Origin of the sequence: Clavibacter quasicaliforniensis, from assembly GCF_051201715.1 — a bacterium.
GTDB lineage: Bacteria > Actinomycetota > Actinomycetes > Actinomycetales > Microbacteriaceae > Clavibacter > Clavibacter seminis.
In genome coordinates this window covers 2,125,093-2,137,952 of record NZ_CP139624.1, presented here as the reverse complement: position 1 = coordinate 2,137,952, position 12,860 = coordinate 2,125,093, and the positions used below count along the sequence as shown (strand labels likewise).

Sequence of the window (12,860 nt, the reverse complement as noted above, 5' to 3'; positions counted from 1 at the left end):
TGGGCGCATGACCACGAGCTCCGCGACCCGCCCGACCGCCGACCGCCGCATCGCCCCGGACGGCGGACGCCGCTCGATCCCGCGCACCATCGGCCGCATCCTGCTCGGCCTCGTGCTGATCATGGCCGGCACCGGCCACCTCACGGTCGCGCGGGAGCCGTTCCAGGCGCAGGTGCCGACGTGGCTGCCGATGGATCCCGACTTCGTGGTGCTGGCGTCGGGCGTCGTGGAGATCACGCTCGGCCTGTCGCTCGTGCTCCTCGGCCGCTGGCGCGTGTGGGTCGGCCTCGTGGTCGCGGCGTTCTTCGTCGCGATCTTCCCCGGCAACATCTCGCAGCTCGTCACCCGCACGCCGGCCTTCGGCCTCGAGACCGACGCGGCCCGCGCGATCCGGCTGGTCTTCCAGCCGCTCCTCGTGCTCTGGGCGCTGTGGGCGACGGGCGCGTGGTCCGCGTGGCGGAACAGGCGCGCCCGCCGCTGACCGGGGTCGAGCGGCGGGCGCGGGGGCTCCGAGGGGAGCTCCGATCCGTGCCTACAGGCTGAGCCGCAGGCGGTCGACGGCGCGTCGCGCGTCGGCTGCGCGGTGCCCGACGGCGAACCACGCGAGGGCCCCGACGACCGGTGCGAGCACGATCCCGATGATCCAGAGATCCCGGGCGAGACCGGCGAGCGCGCGGTCGCGGACGACCTGGACGAGCGCCGTCACGACGAGCGCGACGTAGGCGATGGCGAACGGGGCGACGACGGCCCCGGCGATGAGTGCGTCGGACATGGTGGTGCCTCCTGTCGTGTGCGTGTCCCTCGAACCTACGCGCGTGCCAGGCCGACACGCGAGAGCAGGGCGGCCGTCGCGGCCTTGACGCCCGTCTCGATCGTGCCCTCCATCGTCGGCGCGAACTGCGGCGTGTGGTTGCCGGGCGGCGGGGTCTCGCCGCCGAACGCCGACGCCTCGACGCCGCCGAACGCCCAGTAGACGGTGGGCACGCCGATGGCCTCGCCGAGGATCCCGAAGTCCTCGCTGCCCATGATGGGCGGCGACTCCTTGACCATGTCCTCGCCGAGCTGCGCGGTGAGCGCCGCGACGATCCCGCGCGTCGCCTCCGGGTCGTTGCGGTTCAGCGGGAACGACACGATCTCCTCGATCTCGGGCTCCGGTGCCCCGCTCGCGGCGGCCTCGGCCAGGATGATCCGCCGCACGGACGCCAGCACGCGCTCCCGCACGGCCGGGTCGAAGGTGCGGATGCTGAGGCCCAGCACCGCGTGCTCCGGGATGATGTTCTCCTTCGTGCCCGCCTGGAACGTGCCGACGGTGACGACCGCGGCGGCCTGCGGATCGACCTCGCGCGCGACCACGGTCTGCAGGCGCAGCACGATGGCGCTGGCCGCGACGATCGGGTCGATGGAGTTCTGCGGCTGCGAGCCGTGGGCGCCGCGGCCCTTGACGGTGACCTTCCACGAGTCGCTCATGCTCATGAACGCGCCCTCGCGGGTGGCGACCACGCCGACGGGGAGCGGGAAGACGTGCTGGCCGAGGATCACCTCGGGGCGCGGCGCTCGATCCCAGAGGCCGTCGGCGAGCATGGCGCGGGCGCCCTCTCCGGTCTCCTCGCCGGGCTGGAACACGAAGACGATGGTGCCGGCCCACGCGTCGCGGTTCGCGGCGAGCGCCTGCGCGGTGGTGAGCGCGGCGGCGACGTGGAAGTCGTGGCCGCACCCGTGCATGGTGGGCACCTCCTTCCCCGACGGGTCGATGCCGGTGTCGCGGCTGGCGTGCGCGAGGCCGGTCTCCTCGAGGATGGGGAGGCCGTCGGTGTCGGCGCGGAACGCGACCGTCGGGCCGTCGCCGTTGCGGAGGATCCCGACCACGCCGGTGCCGCCCGATCGGAACGTCTCGGCGCCGATCGCCTCCAGGTACGCCTCGATCGCGGCCGCGGTCGCGTGCTCCTGCATCGACAGCTCGGGGTGCGCGTGCAGCGAGCGGAACAGCTCGTGCGCGTCCCGCACGTCGTCGTCCAGCAGGCTGACTCCGGGGTGCACGTCCATGGGGATCCTCCTCGCGAGTGGGTGGCGTCCCTCGGGGGGGACAGGTCCTCCCAGGCTAGGCCCGGCCCTCAGTCGCCCCGGCGACGCGACCGGTCAGCCGAGGTCGACGCCGCCGCCCGCCGGACGCGATGGCGGATCCACGAGCGCGGGGTCGCGGATGATGCCGATCGGCGTCGTGTCGAGGCGCACCGACTGCACCACGACGCGCTTCGCCCGGCGGCGCAGGTGGCGACGCGCCTGCGGTGTCGCGAGCAGGCTGCCGAGCACGAGGCCCGCGCCGATCGCGAGGGTCGTCGCCATCGCGCCGACGAACGCGCCCGTGGCACCCGACGTGCCGGCCATCGAGTTGAGCAGCGCCGAGGCGACCGCGAGCGAGGGCAGGAGGGATCCGCAGAAGGCCGGCACCGCGATCGCCGTGGCCGACACCCGGACGCGCGCCGCGACCACCGTGCCGAGCGCGCCGAGCAGCGTCGCCACCAGGAACGTCGCGGCGAGGAGCGGGACGCCGGCGGCCTTGAGGATCCAGAGCGAGATCGTGCCGACGAGCGCCACGCCGATGGCGACGGGCATCACGCGCGCGTTGGCGCCCTGGGTGATCCCGGTGGCGCCGGCCGCGAAGAACGTGGTGATCAGCAGCATCCAGAGGGGGAGCGCGCGCAGTGTGATGTCCGTGGGATCCACCTCGATGTCGACGCCGGCCGTGAGCGCGAGGCCGCCCGGGATCCCGACGGCGATGCCCGCGACGATGAGCACGATGATCATCGCCCGCGACAGCGCCATGGCCCGGAACCCGGAGATCGCGTCCTGCGCCCAGGTGACGATGGTGACGTGGGGGAGGATCAGCACCACCACGGCCGCGACCATCGCGGCGGCGCTCCCCGCGGGCATGACGCCCGACCAGATCGCGAGCGTGCCGACGGCGGCGACGATCGCGGACTGCACGGCGACCACGAAGAACGGCGGGATGCCGCGGCGCGACAGCTGCCGGCCGAGGACCATCGCGCCGATCATCAGCAGGAACGCCCCGACGGCGCCCGGGAGGGAACCGCCCGCCTGCAGCGACACGGAGACGCCGAACAGGCCCATGGCCGCGTCGGTGATCCACGACGGCCAGCGCGGCGGCGACTTGAGCACCTCGACGAGGCCGTCGACGGCGCTCGTCATGTCGCGGTCGTCGTGGAGGAGCTCGTCGACGATCTGGTAGACGAGCGACAGCCGGTGCAGGTCGCTGCCCTCGGCCGTGACGACGCGCAGCTTCACGAGCGGCGGGCCCTCGAGCGGCGCGTACTGGATGGTGATGGCCGTGCCCGTGATGTCGAGCTCCAGCGGCGCGAGGTTCCACTTCGTGCTCACGGCGACGATCGCGATCTCCACCGCGCGCACGTCGGCGCCCGAGGCGAGCATCACCTCGCCGAGGTCGAGGCAGAAGTCGACGATCTGACGCGGGGAGTACAGGTCGCCGAGACGGCCGTGCGCCGGCTCGGTGCCCTCGTAGATGGTGCCGCGGAGGCGCGCGCGGACGTCGCGCATCTCCTGCGGGTTGACGCGGCGGCGGCGCTGGCGCGGCGGACGCGCGGCTCCGGGATCCCGGCGGGGGCGCCGCGGGTCGCCGGGCGGCGGGGTGGTGCTCAGCGCGATCAGCGCTCCGTTCGGTGGCCGGCCCGCGTGGAGCGGGGGCGGATGGTGGTTCGTCCCCACCCTAGGCGGCGGCCCGGGGGACACGCCCGCGCGGCGCCCGACCGGATGGTCGGACGCCGCGCGGGATGGAGCGGAGGGATCAGCCCTTCGGGCAGGAGCTGTACGACGCGGTGATGGGACCGCCGACCTTCGGGGCCGGGCAGATGAACTTCGCGTAGGCGCTGTTGCCGTCGAGGTAGCGCTTGAGGAACGCCGTGACCGCGTTGCGGATCGCGGCGACCGGCGCGTGCTCGCCGGCGTAGTGATCGAGGCCCTTCAGCTCCAGGTACTGCTTCGGGGTGCCGGCGGGGATGGAGTCGTACGCGGGCTTGCCGAAGTCCGCCGGGTCGGCGACGTCGTCCTTCTGGCCCGTGATCACCAGGGTGGGCACCGTCAGCTTCGGGTACGCCGGGTACTGGGCGTCCGGCTGGTCCGCGGGCGGGAAGTCGTACGGCATGAGCGTGACCGCTGCCTTGATGGACGGGCGCGACTGCGCCGCCTGCATCGTGCCGCCGCCGCCGAACGAGTAGCCCAGGAGGGCGACGTCGTTCGCGGACACCTCGGACTTCACCGCGCTCGTCCCGGTGAGGTAGTCCGCCGCGGCGAGCATCTCGGTGGCGCGCTGGTCGGGCAGGTCGTACACGTCGAGGGTGTCGATGGCGAACGCGACGAAGCCCTGCGAGGCGACGAGCTCGGCCGTCGCCTTCTCGTCGGCGTTCGTGTCGGTGAAGCCGGGGGTGATGATGACGGCGCCGAGGACGGGCTTGCCCGTGTCCTGCGGCGTGTAGATGACGCCGCCCCCGAACGCCTTCACGGCCGTCTTCGGGACCACCGTGGCGCGCACCGCGAAGGGCGCGTGGTGGTGGGCCGCGGCGTGAGCGGGTGCCGCGTGGTGGGCGGGGGCGGCCTGGGCCGCGGTGGGGATGGCGAGGGTGGCGACGAGGGCGAGCGCAGCGACGGCCGCGGGACGCGAGCGGAGCGCGGAGGGCATGACGGGCATGGGCGTCTCTCTGTTCGGTGGGCGGGAGCCTGCGGCGGTCGCCGCGGACGGAGGTTCGTCAGGACATTAGGGGCACGCGAACCCGACCCCTGTCCCGTCCTCCCCAGCCGCGCAGCCTGGGGATGATCCGCCCGCGGAGAGCGCTCGGTCCCACGCGCGCGCGGCGCCCGACCCGGTGGTCGGACGCCGCGCGGGACGGGCGGACGTGTCAGCTCGTCGGGCAGGAGCTGGTCGACGCGCTGATGGGTCCGCCGACCTTCGGGGCCGGGCAGATGTCCTTCGCGTAGGCGGTGTCGCCGTCGAGGTAGCGCTCGAGGAACGCGGTGATGGCCGCCCGGATCGTGGCGGTCGGCTTCCCCATGCCGGCCGCGTGGCCGAGTCCCGTCAGCTGGAGGTACTGCTTCGGGGTGCCGGCCGGGATGGAGTCGTAGGCGGGCTTGCCGAACCTCGCCGGGATCGCGGTCGCGTCCTTCTGCCCGGTGACGATGAGCGTCGGCACCGTCAGCTCCGGGTACGCGGGGTGGACCGCCTTCGGGTCGCCGGCGGGCGGGTAGCCGTACGGCATGAGGGTCAGCGCGGCCTTGATCGACGGGCGCTGCTGCGCGGCCTGGAGCGTGCCGCCGCCTCCCATCGAGTAGCCGAGGAGCGCGACGCGGTCCGGGGAGACCTCGCCCTTCACGGCGCTCCGGCCGGTGAGGTAGTCCGCGGCCGCGAGCATCTCGGTGGCGCGCTGGTCGGGGAGGTCGGCGCGGTCGCGTGTGTCGATGGTGAAGACGACGAAGCCCTCCGCGGCGAGCTCGGTGCCGTAGACGGCCATGTCCGACTTCCTGCCGTGGAACCCGGGGGTGACGACGACCGATCCGAGGACCTTCTGCCCGGCGCCCCGCGGGGCGAAGATCGTGCCGCCGCCGAAGCGCGCATCCGCCGTGGCGGGGACGACGATCTGGTCCACGGCGGGAGCGGCCGGCTGGTGGTGGGCGGGGGCCGGGCGGGTCACCGGGTGGTGCACGGGCGCCGCGGCCTGGGCGGCCGTGGGGACGGCGAGGGTGGCGATGAGGGTCAGGGCGGCGACGGCCGCGGAGCGGGAGCGGGACGAGGGGGGTGTTGCGGGCATCGGGCGTCTCTCGGATCGGGTCGGGGACGTCCGCGGCGACGGCCGCAGGACGGGGTGGACGCTACGGCGGTCGATGCGCCCGCGGACCCCGGTCGTCCCCAGCCCCCGCGCGGGGGCGTGCCCCGGTCCGACCCGCGCCTCGCGCCCCGGCGTCAGAGGATCCGCGTGCCCGGTCCGAGCACGACCTCCCGCCCGAGGCCCGCGTCGACCACCACCGGCACGTCGGCCGCGACCTGCGTGCCCTCGGGGACCCACGCGCGGCCGCGGGCCACGAGGATCACGAGCCCGTCGACGTCGCCGACCGCGGCGAACCCGTCCGTCGCGAAGCCGCCGTAGGGCTGCAGGCCGGCCTCCTCCAGCAGCGCGACCGCGGCGGGCACGTCGTCGACGACGACGCCGACCTCGCTCACCGAGACGACGTCGGATGCCCGGAACGGCGCGCGCGCAGCGGGGTCGGGGGCGAGGGCGCGGCGCTCGATCAGCTCCAGCACCTGCGCGTCGGGTCCGCGGAAGTAGACAGAGCGCGAGTCCCACGTGCCCGGCCCCTCGAACTCGTCGCGGCCGTCGGGCGCGATGACCTCCGCGCGCTCGCCGATCCACGCCCGGGCCGCCGCGAAGGTGCCCGTCGGGATCGTGAAGGCCAGGTGGTGCGCGCCGAGGTAGCCGGGATCGCGGTCGAAGCGGAGGCGGGTCGTCCCGACCTCCACCTCGGCGGCGTCCTCGGTCGTGCGCGCCGGGAAGCCGAGCGCGCGGTAGGCGTCGGCGACCTCGGCGGTGTCGCGGGCGGGCAGGGTCACGGCGTGGATGATCATGCGCCGATCCCAGCAGCTCAAAGTCGCTTGAGGTCAAGCTGCCGCCGGGTCAGCGGAGCAGGCCCCGCACGTGGGCGAGCGTCAGGCGGGCGGCGACCGCGATCCGGTGCTCGTCGAGACCCGCGGCGTGCGCCGCGCGCACCGCGTCCCCGAGCACGGCGCCGGCCGTGGCCAGGCCCTCCGACGCCTCCGCGAGCAGCACCGCGTGCCGGTCGTGCTCGGGATCGGGAGCACGCGGCGGCGTGCCCAGGTCGATCACCCAGTCCGCATCCGGGTGCCGCGCCTCGAGCACGAGACGCCGCACCGCCGGCAGGTCGGGCGCCGACCAGGCGAGGTCGCCGAGGTCGGCGAGCGGCACCCAGCGCAGCTCGTCGTGGTCGGTGCTCGTCGTCGGCAGCGGCCCGACCGGATCCGCCCGGTAGCACGCGAGGTCGATCACGCGGTCGCCGACGGGCACCTCGGAGCGGTCGACGAGCGCGCCGACGGTCACCTCGATGCCGAGCTCCTCGCGGATCTCCCGCGCGAGCGCCGCCGCGGGCGTCTCGCCGGGCTCGACCTTGCCGCCCGGGAACTCCCACGTGCCCGCGCCCGGCTTGTGCGCCGCACGTCGGCAGGCGAGCGCGCGCCCGTCGCGGACGAGCACCGCCGCCACGACCTCGAGTCCCGCCATCCCGTGCCTCCCCGCTGGCGCCGTCCGTCTCCTCGACGCTACCGGGCCGCCCGGGCGGCACCGAGCCGGCCTGTACCGTGGGACATCCGGCATCCGCCGCGACGAGAGGCTCCACCCGTGAAGATCAGCCACCAGCGTCACTTCGTGGTCGCGGCCGAGGTGCTGCACCATCCGAAGGCGGCGGATCAGCTCGGCATCTCGCGCGCGAAGCTCGCCTCGTCCATCCGCGCGATCGAGGACCACTACGGCCGTGCCGTCTTCGATCCGCAGAGCACCGAGACGCGCCTGACGAAGACCGGCCGCCTCGCCTACGAGGAGGCCATCGAGGAGCTCGCGAAGCCGTCCACCCCGCCCGAGGCGCCGAAGCCGCCGGCCGGCGGGAAGGCGAAGGCCTCCAAGGGGCAGGGCCGCGCGCCCGTCGTCAAGGGCCAGCCGAAGCCGTACAAGCGCACGCAGGGGCGCTGACCCGGATCGGATCAGCGCCCCTGCGGCGTGCGGTGCGAGCTACTTCTTCAGGAACTCCAGCACGGCCTGGTTCCACTCCTCGGGGTGGCTGACGGTGACGCCGTGCGGGGCGTCCTTCACGACGTGCAGCTCCGAGCCGGCGATGGCCTGGTGCGTGCGGGCGCCGGAACCCTCGAACGGCACGGTCGCGTCGCTGTCGCCGTGGATGACGAGCGTCGGCACCGTGACCTTGGTGAGGTCGTCGCGGAAGTCCGTGGTCGCGAACGCGGCCATCGACGCGAGCGCCGCGTGCTTCTTCGACTGGTGCGCGAGCGCGATGGCCTCCTGGCGCTCGGCCTCGGTGACCTTGAGCACGCCGTTCGCGGAGTAGAAGCCGGTCGTGAACTCGTCGTAGAAGGAGTCCTCGTCCTTGGTGAGGCCGGCCGTCATCTCGGCGGCGGCGTCCTTCGTGAGCGGGCCGTCCGGGTTGTCGTCGGTCTTCTCCAGGTACGGCGGCACGGCCGAGGCGAAGACGACGCTGTGCAGTCGCGCCTCGCCGCGCGTCCCGATGTAGCGGGCGATCTCGCCGCCACCCATCGAGAAGCCGACGAGCGTGACGTCCACGAGGTCGAGCTCGGTGAGCACGGCGTCGAGGTCGGAGGCGAAGGTGTCGTAGTCGTAGCCCGTGAGCGGCTTGTCGCTGCGCCCGAAGCCGCGGCGGTCGTAGGTGATGACGCGGAAGCCGGCGGCCTCGAACGCGGGGACCTGCTTGCTCCAGGACTCGCCGGACAGCGGCCAGCCGTGGATCAGGACGACGGGGCGGCCCGTGCCGCCGGTGTCGTCGACGTGGAGGTTCGTGTCCTTGAGGAGCCCGTGGTGGGCGGTGATCTCGGTCATGCTGCGGTCCTTCCGTCTTGCATGGATTCGTGCACTACTGGATTGCTTCGGAGTCGTCGGCGATCCGGAGCGGTCCTGCGGATCCCCGGCCGCCGACACCCGGGCGCGGGCGGCAGGATGGACCCATGACCGAAGCCAACTCCTCCTACCGCGCCGCACGCGACCTCCTCCAGGAGATGCGCACCGACCGGACAGCCGCCGTCGCGCGGTTCGAGTGGCCCGATGTCGGGGACTCCTTCAACTGGGCGGTCGACTGGTTCGACCGGATCGCGCGCGGGAACGACCGGGTGGCGCTGCGCGTGGTCGCGGGCGACGGATCCGAGCGCAGCCTCTCGTTCGACGAGATGGCCACGCGCTCCGACCGCGTCGCGACGTGGCTCGTGGGGCTCGGGGTGCGAAAGGGCGACCACGTCATGCTCATGCTCGGCAACCGGGTGGAGCTGTGGGAGACGATGCTCGCGATCATGAAGGCGGGCGCCGTGATCCTGCCCACCTCCACCGTGCTCGGATCCGCCGACCTCGCCGACCGCGTCGAGCGCGCGGGCGTGCGCCACGTCATCGCCGACCTCGCGCACACGGCCGTCTTCGACGACGTCCCGGGGGAGTACGCGCGCATCGCGATCGGCGCCACCGGGGACGCGCCCGTGCCCGCCGGGTGGACCGACTACCGCGACGCCGACGACGCGCCCGCCGACCGGGTGGGCATCGAGGTCGCGTCCACGGATCCCGCGCTCGTCTACTTCACGTCCGGCACCACGAGCAAGCCGAAGATGGTGGTCCACACGCACGTCTCGTACCCGGTCGGGCACCTCACGACCGCCTACTGGCTGGGGCTGCGGCCCGGCGACGTGCACCTCGCCATCAGCTCGCCCGGCTGGGGCAAGCACGCGTGGAGCTGCTTCTTCGCGCCGTGGATCGCGGAGGCCACCGTCTTCGTGCACGACTACGCGCGCTTCGACGCGCACGCGCTCGTGGAGCAGCTCGACCGGGCCGAGGTCACGACGTTCTGCGCGCCGCCGACCGTGTGGCGGATGCTCATCCAGGCCGGGATCCGCGAGCGGCCGGGGAGGCTGCGGGAGATCATGTCCGCGGGCGAGCCGCTCAACCCCGAGGTCATCGCGCGCATCGAGGAGTGGTGGGGGCTCACCATCCGCGACGGCTACGGCCAGACCGAGACCACCGCCATCGTCGCCAACGCACCCGGTGACGCCGTGGTCCCCGGCTCCATGGGCACGGCGCTCCCCGGCGTCGACCTCGTGCTGGTGGATCCCGTGACCGGGCAGCCCGCCGACGAGGGCGAGATCTGCCTCGACCTCACCACCCGGCCCGTGAACCTCATGGCCGGCTACCTCGGAGACGACGCCCGCACGGCCGAGTCGATGCGCGACGGGTACTTCCACACGGGCGACGTCGCCCGCCGCGACGCCGACGGCACCATCACCTTCATCGGCCGCACCGACGACATCTTCAAGTCCTCCGACTACAAGATCTCGCCGTTCGAGGTCGAGAGCGTGCTCATCGAGCACCCGGCGGTCGCGGAGGCCGCCGTCGTGGGCGCGCCGGACGCCGTGCGGCTCAACGTCGCGAAGGCCTACGTGCACCTCGCGGCCGGGTGGGAGCCCGACGAGGAGACGGCGCTCGCCGTGCTGAAGCACGCGCGCGAGCGGTGCCCGGCCTTCATGCGCGTGCGCCGCGTGGAGTTCGGCGAGCTGCCGAAGACCGCGTCGGGGAAGATCCGCCGGGTCGAGCTGCGGCAGCGCGAGGTGGCCGCATCCGACGCCGGCGAGCGGCTCGACGGGGAGTGGCGAGACGACCAGTTCCCGGGGCTGCGGGCGCGCTGACGCGCGGCCGGGGCGGGTCGTCCGCGCGGTGACGGGAGCGGCGTCCGGCGGCCGGTAGCATCCCGTCATGCCCCTCGCCTTCCCGCCCGCCCTCGAGCCGCGGCGGGCCGCCCGGTGAGGGAGAACCCGTCGTACGCGCTCGAGGACGTCGCCGAGATCCGCCGCCTCGTGGACGAGAACCCGTGGGCCACGATCGTCAGCGGCACGGGCGCCGGCCTCGTCGCCTCGCACTACCCGGTGCTGCTGGATCCCGCGCGCGACGACCTCACGCTCCTCACCCACGTCGGCCGCCCCGACGAGCGGATCCACGAACTCGGCCAGCGCGACGGCGCCGACGGCGAGGTGCTCGTCATCGTCCAGGGCCCGCACGGCTACGTGTCGCCCGGCTGGTACGACGCCGACCCGGCCGTGCCCACCTGGAACCACGTGTCCGCGCACCTCACCTGCCGCGTCGAGATCCTCTCGGCCGAGGAGAACCTGCGGGTGCTCGGCCAGCTGGTGGACCACTTCGAGGACCGCATGCCCGAGCCGCGCCGCATGGACGGCACGCTCGAGGACGCCGCCTACGCCGCCCGCATCAGCGCCGGCACCGTGGGCCTCCGGCTCGTCGCCACGCGGTTCGTCGCGAAGGCGAAGCTCAGCCAGGACAAGCCGGCGCACGTGGTCGAGCGCGTGCTGCACGAGCTCGAGCACGGGGTGGAGTACCCGCACCCGGCGCTCGCCGCGGAGATGCGCCGCGCCAGGGACCTGACCGCGGGCGGATCCGCCGGGATCGACGCGTGAGCGCCCTGCTCCTCGCGGGCGGACGCCTGCCCGGATCCGACGCGCCCGTCGACGTGCTCGTCCGCGACGGGGTCATCGCGTCCGTGGGCCCCGCCGGATCCGCGGACGCGACCGGTCTCGAGACCCGCGCGCTCGACGGCCGGTTCGTCATCCCCGGCCTCTGGGACAACCACGTGCACTTCACCCAGTGGACCAAGGTGTCGCGCCGCCTCGACCTCTCCCGGGCCTCCTCCGCGGCGGAGGCCGTCGGCCTCGTCCGCGACGCGCTCGCGGCCCGCACCGCATCCACCGGATCCGGACCGGTCACGCGTGCGGGCGCCCCCGAGTCGCTCGTCGGCTACGGCTTCCGCGACGGCCTCTGGCCCGACCTCCCCACGAAGGACCTGCTCGACGCCGTCGCGGGCGACACCCCCGTGCTGCTCGTCAGCGGCGACCTGCACTGCTGCTGGGCGAGCTCGGCCGCGCTCGCGCCGCATGGCTACGGAGATCACCCCACCGGCCTCCTGCGCGAGGACGACTGCTTCGACTTCATGTACCGCGTGGAGGAGGGCGACGCGTCGTCGCTCGACGCGCAGGCCGTGCAGGTCGCCCGCGAGGCCGCCCGCCGCGGCGTGGTCGGCGTCGTCGACCTCGAGATCGACTGGAATGCGGCTCGCTGGCGCCGCCTCGCCGCGCTCGGCCACGACGCGCTCCGCGTGGAGGCCGGCGTCTGGCCGCAGGACCTCGACCGGGCGCGCGACGAGGGGCTCCGCACGGGCGACGTGCTCGCGGGCACCGGCGGGCTCGTGCGCGTGGGACCCGCGAAGGTCGTCACCGACGGATCCCTCAACACCCGCACCGCGTACTGCTTCGACCCGTACCCCGACCTCGACGGCCAGGGCGGCGACGCACACGGCGGCGCGTGCGGCCAGCTCTCCGTCCCGCCGGAGGAGCTGCGGGAGCTCATGGTGCGCGCCGCGCGGCAGGGGCTGCGGCCCGCGATCCACGCGATCGGCGACCACGCGAACCGGCTCGCGCTCGACGCGTTCGCGCACCTCGACCGGGTGCTCGGGGGCGCGCACCGCGACGCCGAGGGGCTCGCCGGATCCATCGAGCACGCCCAGCTGCTGACGCACGAGGACGTCGCGCGGTTCGCCGCGCTCGGCGTGGTCGCGAGCGTCCAGCCCGAGCACGCGATGGACGACCGCGACATCGCCGACGTCTACTGGGCCGGGCGCACGGCCCGCGCCTTCGCCCTCGCCGACCTCCGCGCCGCGGGCACCCGCCTCGTGCTCGGCTCCGACGCGCCGGTCGCGCCGCTGGATCCGTGGGCCACGATGAGCGCCGCCGTCGGCCGGTCGCGCGACGGCCGGGAGCCCTGGCACCCCGAGCAGGCCATCGACCGGGCGGCCGCGCTCGACGCGTCCGTCCGCACGCGCGTGGCCGCGGGGGAGCGGGCCGACCTCGCCGTCGTGGAGCGGGATCCGCTCGCCGCCTCCACCTCCGCCGACGACCTCCGCGCGATGCGCGTGTCCGCCACCCTGCTCGGCGGCCGGTTCACGCACGACACGCTCGGGGGCTGACCCGCAGGAACACCGCG

13 protein-coding genes are annotated in these 12,860 nt (G+C 74.3%); 5 read left to right on the top strand and 8 right to left on the bottom strand.

Features of this window, described 5'->3' with window-relative positions; translation table 11 throughout:
* Positions 1–7 precede the first annotated feature (7 nt).
* Positions 8–481, top strand: a complete 474-nt coding sequence (locus NL142_RS10205) for a DoxX family protein (RefSeq protein ID WP_435079247.1) — start codon at positions 8–10, stop codon at positions 479–481.
* A 51-nt stretch (positions 482–532) separates the two neighbouring features.
* On the opposite strand, the gene NL142_RS10200 is transcribed toward NL142_RS10205, so the two are convergent.
* The 7 genes from NL142_RS10200 to NL142_RS10170 all read right to left on the bottom strand — a co-directional run bounded on the left by NL142_RS10200 (position 533) and on the right by NL142_RS10170 (position 7,316).
* Positions 533–772 (bottom strand): PLDc N-terminal domain-containing protein, encoded by a 240-nt coding sequence (locus tag NL142_RS10200; RefSeq protein ID WP_194682322.1) that lies wholly within the window; start codon positions 770–772, stop codon positions 533–535.
* Positions 773–807: 35 nt separating this feature from the next.
* A complete protein-coding gene (locus tag NL142_RS10195; protein WP_435079244.1) occupies positions 808–2,043 on the bottom strand; it encodes an amidohydrolase in 1,236 nt (411 codons plus the stop codon).
* Between the two features lie 93 nt (positions 2,044–2,136).
* A complete protein-coding gene (locus NL142_RS10190) occupies positions 2,137–3,573 on the bottom strand; it encodes a threonine/serine exporter family protein (RefSeq protein WP_234424486.1) in 1,437 nt (478 codons plus the stop codon).
* Between the two features lie 247 nt (positions 3,574–3,820).
* Positions 3,821–4,720 carry an alpha/beta hydrolase gene (locus NL142_RS10185; protein ID WP_435079242.1) on the bottom strand — a complete coding sequence of 300 codons (900 nt, stop codon included), beginning with the start codon at positions 4,718–4,720 and terminating at the stop codon, positions 3,821–3,823.
* 208 nt (positions 4,721–4,928) lie between these two features.
* Positions 4,929–5,834, bottom strand: a complete 906-nt coding sequence (locus NL142_RS10180; protein WP_435079240.1) for an alpha/beta hydrolase — start codon at positions 5,832–5,834, stop codon at positions 4,929–4,931.
* A 152-nt stretch (positions 5,835–5,986) separates the two neighbouring features.
* Positions 5,987–6,646: a VOC family protein gene (locus NL142_RS10175; protein ID WP_435079238.1), complete on the bottom strand. Its 660-nt coding sequence runs from the start codon at positions 6,644–6,646 to the stop codon at positions 5,987–5,989.
* A 49-nt stretch (positions 6,647–6,695) separates the two neighbouring features.
* The gene (locus NL142_RS10170) at positions 6,696–7,316 is read right to left on the bottom strand and encodes a (deoxy)nucleoside triphosphate pyrophosphohydrolase (RefSeq protein ID WP_435079236.1); all 621 of its coding nucleotides are present in this window, start codon (positions 7,314–7,316) and stop codon (positions 6,696–6,698) included.
* A gap of 117 nt (positions 7,317–7,433) precedes the next feature.
* Between NL142_RS10170 and NL142_RS10165 the strand changes: the two genes are divergently transcribed.
* Positions 7,434–7,781 (top strand): LysR family transcriptional regulator, encoded by a 348-nt coding sequence (locus NL142_RS10165; RefSeq protein ID WP_227334859.1) that lies wholly within the window; start codon positions 7,434–7,436, stop codon positions 7,779–7,781.
* A 39-nt stretch (positions 7,782–7,820) separates the two neighbouring features.
* Here the strand turns inward: NL142_RS10165 and NL142_RS10160 are convergent, their stop codons facing one another.
* Positions 7,821–8,657, bottom strand: a complete 837-nt coding sequence (locus NL142_RS10160; protein WP_435079233.1) for an alpha/beta fold hydrolase — start codon at positions 8,655–8,657, stop codon at positions 7,821–7,823.
* A gap of 125 nt (positions 8,658–8,782) precedes the next feature.
* Between NL142_RS10160 and NL142_RS10155 the strand changes: the two genes are divergently transcribed.
* The 3 genes from NL142_RS10155 to NL142_RS10145 all read left to right on the top strand — a co-directional run bounded on the left by NL142_RS10155 (position 8,783) and on the right by NL142_RS10145 (position 12,843).
* A complete protein-coding gene (locus NL142_RS10155) occupies positions 8,783–10,498 on the top strand; it encodes an AMP-binding protein (RefSeq protein WP_435079231.1) in 1,716 nt (571 codons plus the stop codon).
* Between the two features lie 114 nt (positions 10,499–10,612).
* Positions 10,613–11,281, top strand: coding sequence for an FMN-binding negative transcriptional regulator (locus NL142_RS10150; RefSeq protein ID WP_435079229.1), 669 nt, complete (start codon positions 10,613–10,615; stop codon positions 11,279–11,281).
* Positions 11,278–12,843: an amidohydrolase gene (locus tag NL142_RS10145; RefSeq protein ID WP_435079227.1), complete on the top strand. Its 1,566-nt coding sequence runs from the start codon at positions 11,278–11,280 to the stop codon at positions 12,841–12,843. The genes NL142_RS10150 and NL142_RS10145 overlap by 4 nt, the downstream gene beginning before the upstream one ends.
* The last annotated feature ends 17 nt before the right edge of the window (positions 12,844–12,860 follow it).